Origin of the sequence: Arthrobacter sp. H14, assembly GCF_000520495.1 — a bacterium.
Lineage (GTDB): Bacteria > Actinomycetota > Actinomycetes > Actinomycetales > Micrococcaceae > Arthrobacter_C.
The window spans coordinates 10,276-17,695 of sequence record NZ_KI914690.1; the positions used below are offsets into that span (position 1 = coordinate 10,276).

The window sequence follows — 7,420 nt, forward strand, 5'->3', positions numbered from 1 at the left end:
AACCACCGTCCGCATCCAGCTGCACGCGGAACCGGCCGGTGTCGCGGACCCGGCGCGGGAGACGATCACCATTCGACACTGGAACGCCTTGTTAGCCCGCCCGGGCGGGCAGCTGTGCCTTCGGGTGGCCGGCGAAGCTGTCGTCTTTCCTGGAGGTTTATTAATCCCAAAGACTGGGCAGCTGAATCTTAGTGGTTGATGAGCCACTGCTTCGCCTCCAACTCTGCCATGCGGCGTTAAAGGGTGGCCCGTGACATCCCCAGGTCACACGCAACGTGGGTGACGGGTTGTCCGGCATCGATGAGGCGGCGAGCATTATTGATCTGACAGTCGGTAAATTGCTCCCTGCGTCCGCCCAGATCTTTGCCCACGGCCCGTCGTTTCGAGACGGAATCGGCGCCTCGGTCTCCGACGGTCGGGATACTGATCTGCGGGAGCAAGAACAAGCACAGTGTTCGCTGGCTCTGAGCCGGTCGGAGTCCCCCATGGCCGTTTCCACCTACACCTATGAATCATTACCGCCGGACCTAGAGGGGCGAGTGATCTCCGGTTACTAGCCAGGACGGATCTGTCTGCTGCACATATGAGGATCCTTGGGTTCTTGCGGTGGTTGCAATACTTAGCAGATGGGTGTTGTTGTGGCGGGTTATTCGATTTATCTGAGGCCGGATCTTTTGCAGCTGTTTTGGGCTGGTATGCAGGCTGGTGATTTCATCACCGATGCCGTGGTTCCGATCAATACGAGCCGGCGGACCGGGCGCAGGGTTTTGATAGAGGCCGGTGGTGTACGTCCGCGCCGGGGCCCGAGACCTGAAGGGCCGGTGCCTGACCTTCGGTCAGCGTGAGGAGATCGCAGTGTTGCGCGCGCAAGGGCAATCCCTGCGGCAGATCGGCACTGCGATCGGGCGGTCAGCTTCGACCGTTTCCCGTGAGCTGCGGCGCAACACCAAGGCCGGCTCCGCTTATCGGGCCACCTCTGAAACTCAAATCGTTTAGAAGCAGTGAATTTCGGGTCTTTCGCAGGCTGTTTTCAGTGCCGCGGCGTCTAGGCTGATCTCGGCCGGGGGGCCGAGGATGGTATCAACGCAGCGAGTGTATCTGCACGACAGAGTCGCGTGGGCCGTTTGACGGTGCTGGGCCTGCTCGGCGGTTTCCCCGGAGCAGGCCCAACTGCGGGACGTTGGTACGTTGGTGTCGGTTCAGTGGGTTTCGTGAGCGTGGCTCATCCTGCGTCGGTCACCTCGGCCGCTGTTGTCGGGGTTGGAGGCGAGCAGGTGCAGTTTTGAGTTGCGGCGGCCGAAGAGTGCGTGGTCCAGGGACAGGCGGCCGGCTCCCATTAGGGCGATGCCGAGCGCGGCGGCGCCGAGGATGAGTACTAGTTCGAAGCCGCCGTTTGCGACGAAGATTCCCGCGGGCAGGTGGACGATGAAGAAAGCGCCGGCCATGTCCAGTGCCAGCAGGGCTCCGAGCGGGCGGGCTAGGAGGCCCAGGATCAGGGCGATGCCGCCGATGAGTTCGAGGGTCGCGATGACCGGGGCTGCGATTTCCGGGGCTGGGACGCCCATCTCCGTGAAAGAGGCCTGTGTGCCGGCAATGGTGGATTCGTTGAATTTCTGCCAGCCGTGGGCTGCGAAGATGAATCCTGCGGCGACGCGCAGGACTGTCTGGGCGGTGGTGGTCAGCGGATGTGTATTCATGGGTTGGCCATTTCTATTCTAGAGGGGACTTTCGAAAGAGGTGGTCTTTGCACCCGGTTTTGAGTCCGGTTCGAACTGCTCACGGTTTGGTTGACTCGTGGGGTTGATAGTTTTTAGGCGGCTAGCGCCATGTTGTTGATTGTCTCAAGATCGATCGGTGTTAGTTCACCGAGCGCTTTCTGCCGTCGCCGGCGGTGGTAGGTCCGTTCGATCCAGGTGATGATCGCCAAGCGCAGTTCTTGCCTGCCGCGTGTCATCATCCAGTACGAGCGGGTTCCACGTAATTTACAGCCAGGTTACTTCCTCACCGAAATGGTGAGACGTGTCCTCGATGCAACCCCAGTGAACTATCACCGAGAAGCTAGAAAACGGCGTGTAAACCCCATTGCCTCAAGTCGGACGTCTCTATCTTGACGGTGTCAATGCCGCTCAGACAGGCGGTATGCCCGTTGGAATTGAAAGCGCTTTGATCAATCGTTGGTGTACAGCTAATAGTGACCCAAAATCTAATCCCTGACCGCGGCCAGGATTTAATGGTCCGACGTTGGGCACGGCGGCGTCCGCGTGCTTGGAGGGAGAACGACGGTGATGTTGTTGTTCGGTGAGGCAGGAAGCGGCTCTTCAGATGCGGGCCCAGCCAAACTGCCGATAGCAGCGCATACGACATGAGCGACCTCGTGCTTCATGGGTACGTTTTCTTCTGCGCTGGTATACCCAGTTGAGGGTGTGTGTGGGTGTAAACACACTCAGGATGCCTGATCGGGGTGACTGCCAACATAGTGCCGAGGGTGGTCATTGGCCAGTAACACCAAGTGGGTCGCGCTGCTGGGTTTTCCTGTCCAGTGGGAGGGGTCTGCACTTTTGTAAGGTACTGAGAAAGTTCCATTCGGTGGCTCACCGTGTTGCTGGCAGGATAAACGGTGTTGTCTTAACAGTAAAAGGACGGGTCCCTATGGTTGCGAATGCGGTTGAGGTGGTGGTGACCGGTATGGGTGCCATGACTCCTGTCGGGGGTACGGTCGCCCAGACATGGAACGGGCTTTTGGAGGGTCGGTCGGGAATCGCACTGCTGGACCAACCGTGGGCGCAAGAGCTACCGGTGCGTGTAGCCGGGCTCGTCTCTGCGGAGCCCGGTGCTCTGCTTTCGACCAGGGAATACCGGCGGATGGATCGTTGTGGGCATTTGGCACTCGTTGCATCGCGTGAGGCATGGGCACAGGCCGGGCGGCCAGCAGTTGATCCTGACCGCCTCGCGGTGGTGATTGGCTCTGGTTACGGAGGTCTGGGCACAGTTCTGTCTCAGGTCCGAATTCTGGATAGTGGCGGTCCACGCCGGGTTTCTCCGCATACGCTGACACAAGTCATGGCAAATGGTCCTTCGGCGTGGGTTTCTATTGATGTCGGCGCCCAAGGAGGTGCCCGTACTCCAGTGAGTGCCTGCGCCTCCGGTGCCGAAGCGATCGCCCAGGGCCTCGAGATGATCAGGTCGGGTGCGGTTGATGTTGTCGTTGCCGGGGGAGTCGATGCCTGTGTGAACGAGTTGGCGATCAGCGGTTTCGCTCAGCTCCGGGCGCTCTCGACGAGCGAGGATAATCCGGCGGGGGCTTCTCGGCCTTTCGACCGGGACAGGAACGGTTTCGTGATAGCCGAGGGTGCCGGCATTGTCATCCTCGAGCGGGAGGATTTCGCCCGGGCGCGTGGGGCTGAAATTCTCGGTCGGATCGCCGGGGCTGCCGTCACGTCCGATGCCGGAGACATCGTGGCAGCTGACCAGGCAATGCAGCACCGCGTAATGCAGAAAGCTCTTACAGCTGCGGGGCTTTCAGCAGCGGACATCGGATTCGTCCATGCGCACGCTACTTCGACCCCGATTGGTGACCTTCTTGAGGCGGGCGCCATCACAGCTGTGGTCGGAAACCAAGTGCCTGTCACCTCCACCAAGTCCATGACAGGGCACCTGCTGGGAGGAGCTGGAGTACTTGGTGCCATCGTGACCATTCAGGCCCTCCGGACGGGATCACTTCCGGGCACACTCAATCTTGAAAACCCTGACCCGAAGATCAACCTCAACGTCATCAAGACCACGACCGGATGTGCCGGCTCGTCGAGAGCTGCCATCACCAACGCATTTGGATTTGGCGGTCACAGCACTGCCCTCGTCATTACCGCTGCATAAAAAACAACCCCTGCTGTTTCGTGAGAACGTCCATAACCCAAGCAAATTGCTGGGTCGGTGATTGCTCTGTTGTTTTACGAACGGTGGACCGGCGGCGACCCGCTGCACTGTTCTCCAGACCAAGCGACTTGAGTTGCCCCGTTGTCCAACCGTCCTTAGTAGCACGGACATAAGCGCGTTTATCGTTTTTCTCCGCTTCCAACAAGCAGACGGAGGGCGCGGAAGCCCGCCTGAGCTGACACGCGACTAATGGGAATTGGAAACGCTTCGACAAGAAATCGTTACGTTCACTCGCGGCCTCCCCGCTGATGGACAGACATCACCAAAGCTCAACCGCGCAAGGGAACAGGGCATGGCACGAGGCAAGCGACACCATACAGTCACACGGGCACTTGTCGGAGGATTCGCGCTTGCCAACAAAGTAACGGCGCGCTCCCGAAGTGGGCGAGAATTTCTGACCTCGCCCGTCAACGCGACTATCGTCTCAGACTTCTATTCGTTCAAGGGTGGGGCGTGCCCAGATGATGCAGTGGAGCGATGGCTTGCCGCGGACGTGGAATCCCCGTTTGCGCAGCTACTACCTGCTCTTCGGTCGGAAGAAAATCCGTCGCCCCTAGATCGTGCTGTCATTGTGCGATTCATTGCGACTGCAGTCGTTCGCACGAGAACCGCTCGAGCCTACCTAAGCCAGATCGACACCCACATCTCACCAATGGTCGTCCTACAGACAATCGCAGCGTGGGCGCCGGACAGGGTTGACGTCACTGTATTTGACTATGGGACGAGGTGACCGGCCGCCCGGAACAGCTCGTACCATTCGGGCCGGGTCAACGGAAGATTAGAGCCGAGAGCGGCGCCCGCGACTCGATCGGGGCTCGTAGTCCCGAGGACAACCTGAATCTGTGCCGGGTGCCGGGTGATCCAGGCGGTGGCGATCGCGATCGGCGGGACGTCGTACTGGGCGGCGAGACGGTCGATCACGGCATTCAGTTCCGGATACTCCGGGGAACCGAGGAACACCCCGGTGAAGAACCCGGCCTGGAACGGCGACCACGCCTGCAAGGTGATGTCGTGGAGACGGCAGTAGTCGACGATACCCCCGCCGTCCAGTGTTATCGACTGCTGCTCGCCGAGCATGTTAGCGGCGACACCTTGGGCCACGAGCGGGGCGTGGGTCATCGAGAGCTGAACTTGGTTGGCCACGATCGGCTGCTGGACGTAACGCTTGAGCAGGTCGATCTGCCTGGGCGTGTGGTTGGAGACACCGAAAGCGCGCACTTTTCCGGCCGCCTCGAGTTCGTCGAACGCCCGGGCAACTTCCTCCGGCTCGACTAGCGCATCAGGGCGGTGCAGTAGCAGGATGTCGATGCGGTCGGTCTGCAGGGCGTCGAGTGATCCGTTCACCGCCTCGATGAGGTGTTCGTAGGAGAAGTCGAAGTAGGGTCCGCTGCCGACGATGCCTGCCTTCGTCTGGATGGTGATGGCGTCCCGCTCTGAGGGGCTGAGCTGCATCGCCTCCGCGAAGCGACGCTCGCAGCCGTGCAGGTCGTTCCCGTAGACGTCGGCGTGGTCGACGAAGTCGATGCCGGCGTCGCGTGCAGTGCGCACCAGGTCGCGGACTTCGTCATCCGTCTTGTCGGCGATGCGCATGAGTCCGAGGAGGATGTTGGGTGCGACGATTTCAGTGTTCGGCATGGTAACTGTCTTCACGAGAGTTCCTTTTCGGGAAGCGAAGCCTCCGGGTTGGTGGTTTATACGTTCGCGTCCGCGTGGACTATGTACATGCTGGCGAGTTCGTCATCGGACATTACGAGGCTTCATTCCACCGGAATGCAATTTGCACGATTGCGTTTACGGCCATCAAGGTCACCGCGACCAACTGCCAGCGAAATCCGCCCCGCGTCATACGCGGCTCAGGCCTTTTCCGATTCTCTGACATATCCGAAGCCTACAACTTGGGAGCTGTCTGTCGTGTGCTCAACCCCGACCCCGCCACGCATCACCATGTCTCCCGTTCCGCTTTGCCGAACAACGAAGATAGTAACTCCCGCCCCATGAATACCCGTTCATGCCAGTAAAAATGGCTTGTGCCTCGGCGGCCCCAAGGCTCTTGCCGGTGGATTTCTGCTCTGCGATCATCATCCCTGGCCAGAACACGTCAATGAAGCCGGCCCCGCCGGTGATTCGGCGGGCTTGCTGTTCAAACTTGGCGACATTTCGCCGACGTACCCCATAGACCGCGAACAGATCCGACCAGAATGACTGGGATTCACCCTTCTCGTAGGTCTCCCCGGCCCACTCGTTGACAAAACTAGCGGCATTCTTACGAATCTCATTCCAGGCGAGCGGCTTGATGTGCATGCATCAATCTTCACAGACACGAACTCTCGCCCCGGAATGGACTCACCGCGGGCGGCTTCATCGCCGGACTGGTTGGGCCCCCGCTAGCAGCCCAGTTGCTATGCGATAGCTAATTGGTTCTCTGCGGTCCAGCGTTCCCAGTGTCTGGACGGTGTCATTCCGTCGAGGGATCCGTGGGGCCGTTCATGATTGTAGATCTCTTTCCACTCGTCGGCCAAGTATTTCGCTTCGGCCATCGTGTCCTCCAGAGCGGGCTGGTTGTTTCTCTTGCCCTCCGCCTCTCCCCCGGGCTTTTCTTCAGCTGTCTGGTAGGGCGATCCCGGGTCGATAAAAGCAGTATCCACTCCGGCGGTTGCACACCAGTCGATCAGCGCGGCAGCGGTGAACTCGGGACCATTGTCCGATCGGACGTAGGTTGGCACGATGCCGGTTTCGGCAATGATGTTCTCCAGGGCTGCGATCACGTCGGTAGCCGTGAAAGACCGGCGCGGGATGATGGCCAGGGCGGTACGGGTGAATTCGTCGATAACGTTGAAGAATCGGATATGCCGCCCGCAGGAAGTCACGTCGGACTGGAAATCGAAGCTGACCACGTGCATTGGGTACTCGGCCCGCAGCCGCTTCTCTTCGCCGGCGCCAGGGCCGGTTCGCCGCTTCTTCCGGGCCTTGGGCTTGCACGTGAGCCCCTCGGCCCGCCAGAGCCGGCGTACGCGCTTCTTGTTCAGCGCCACCCCGTCCCAGGCTGGTTGCTCCAGCAGGTGCCAGCGGGCCTTGCGCCAGCCCCACGCCGGATGCTTCCCGGCCACGGCCCGTAGATCGGAGCGCAGCTGGGCCTCTTCAAAGCTGACTCACGTCGGTAGCCGTGAAAGACCGGCGCGGGATGATGGCCAGGGCGGTACGGGTGAATTCGTCGATAACGTTGAAGAATCGGATATGCCGCCCGCAGGAAGTCACGTCGGACTGGAAGTCGAAGCTGACCACGTGCATGGGGTACTCGGCCCGCAGCCGCTTCTCTTCGCCGGCGCCAGGTCCGGTGCGCCGCTTCTTCCGGGCCTTGGGCTTGCATGTGAGCCCTTCGGCCCGCCAGAGCCGGCGTACGCGCTTCTTGTTCAGCGCCACCCCGTCCCAGGCTGGTTGCTCCAGCAGGTGCCAGCGGGCCTTGCGCCAGCCCCACGCCGGATGCTTC

The 7,420-nt window shown here is 60.6% G+C and carries 6 protein-coding genes and 5 pseudogenes; 5 read left to right on the forward strand and 6 right to left on the reverse strand.

Features of this window, described 5'->3' with window-relative positions; all coding sequences use genetic code 11:
- The 3 genes and pseudogenes from Y707_RS32305 to Y707_RS33580 form a co-directional block, all read left to right on the forward strand.
- A pseudogene (locus Y707_RS32305) lies at positions 1-199 on the forward strand (ABC transporter ATP-binding protein); the annotation flags it as partial.
- 76 nt (positions 200-275) lie between these two features.
- On the forward strand, positions 276-557 hold the full coding sequence (locus Y707_RS33000) for a hypothetical protein (RefSeq protein ID WP_026536301.1): 282 nt from the start codon (positions 276-278) through the stop codon (positions 555-557).
- A gap of 69 nt (positions 558-626) precedes the next feature.
- A pseudogene (locus tag Y707_RS33580) lies at positions 627-978 on the forward strand (helix-turn-helix domain-containing protein); the annotation flags it as partial.
- Positions 979-1,199: 221 nt separating this feature from the next.
- Here Y707_RS33580 and Y707_RS27635 read toward each other — a convergent pair.
- Entirely contained in the window at positions 1,200-1,697 is a 498-nt protein-coding gene (locus tag Y707_RS27635) for a DoxX family protein (protein ID WP_081745018.1), read from the reverse strand.
- A gap of 113 nt (positions 1,698-1,810) precedes the next feature.
- Positions 1,811-1,942 (reverse strand): annotated as a pseudogene (locus tag Y707_RS30180) (IS3 family transposase); the annotation flags it as partial.
- A 707-nt stretch (positions 1,943-2,649) separates the two neighbouring features.
- Between Y707_RS30180 and Y707_RS0119375 the strand changes: the two are divergent.
- Positions 2,650-3,873 carry a beta-ketoacyl-[acyl-carrier-protein] synthase family protein gene (locus Y707_RS0119375; protein WP_026536303.1) on the forward strand — a complete coding sequence of 408 codons (1,224 nt, stop codon included), beginning with the start codon at positions 2,650-2,652 and terminating at the stop codon, positions 3,871-3,873.
- Between the two features lie 352 nt (positions 3,874-4,225).
- A complete protein-coding gene (locus tag Y707_RS33585) occupies positions 4,226-4,663 on the forward strand; it encodes a DUF4238 domain-containing protein (protein WP_155853168.1) in 438 nt (145 codons plus the stop codon).
- Here Y707_RS33585 and Y707_RS0119380 read toward each other — a convergent pair.
- From Y707_RS0119380 to Y707_RS27650, 4 genes and pseudogenes are all read right to left on the reverse strand, one after another.
- Positions 4,648-5,583 (reverse strand): aldo/keto reductase, encoded by a 936-nt coding sequence (locus tag Y707_RS0119380; protein WP_026536304.1) that lies wholly within the window; start codon positions 5,581-5,583, stop codon positions 4,648-4,650. The genes Y707_RS33585 and Y707_RS0119380 overlap by 16 nt on opposite strands.
- Positions 5,584-5,850: 267 nt before the next feature.
- Positions 5,851-6,234: a type IIL restriction-modification enzyme MmeI gene (locus Y707_RS0119390; protein ID WP_026536305.1), complete on the reverse strand. Its 384-nt coding sequence runs from the start codon at positions 6,232-6,234 to the stop codon at positions 5,851-5,853.
- 98 nt (positions 6,235-6,332) lie between these two features.
- Positions 6,333-7,082: pseudogene (locus Y707_RS27645) on the reverse strand (DDE-type integrase/transposase/recombinase); the annotation flags it as partial.
- A 1-nt stretch (position 7,083) separates the two neighbouring features.
- Positions 7,084-7,420: pseudogene (locus tag Y707_RS27650) on the reverse strand (IS3 family transposase); the annotation flags it as partial.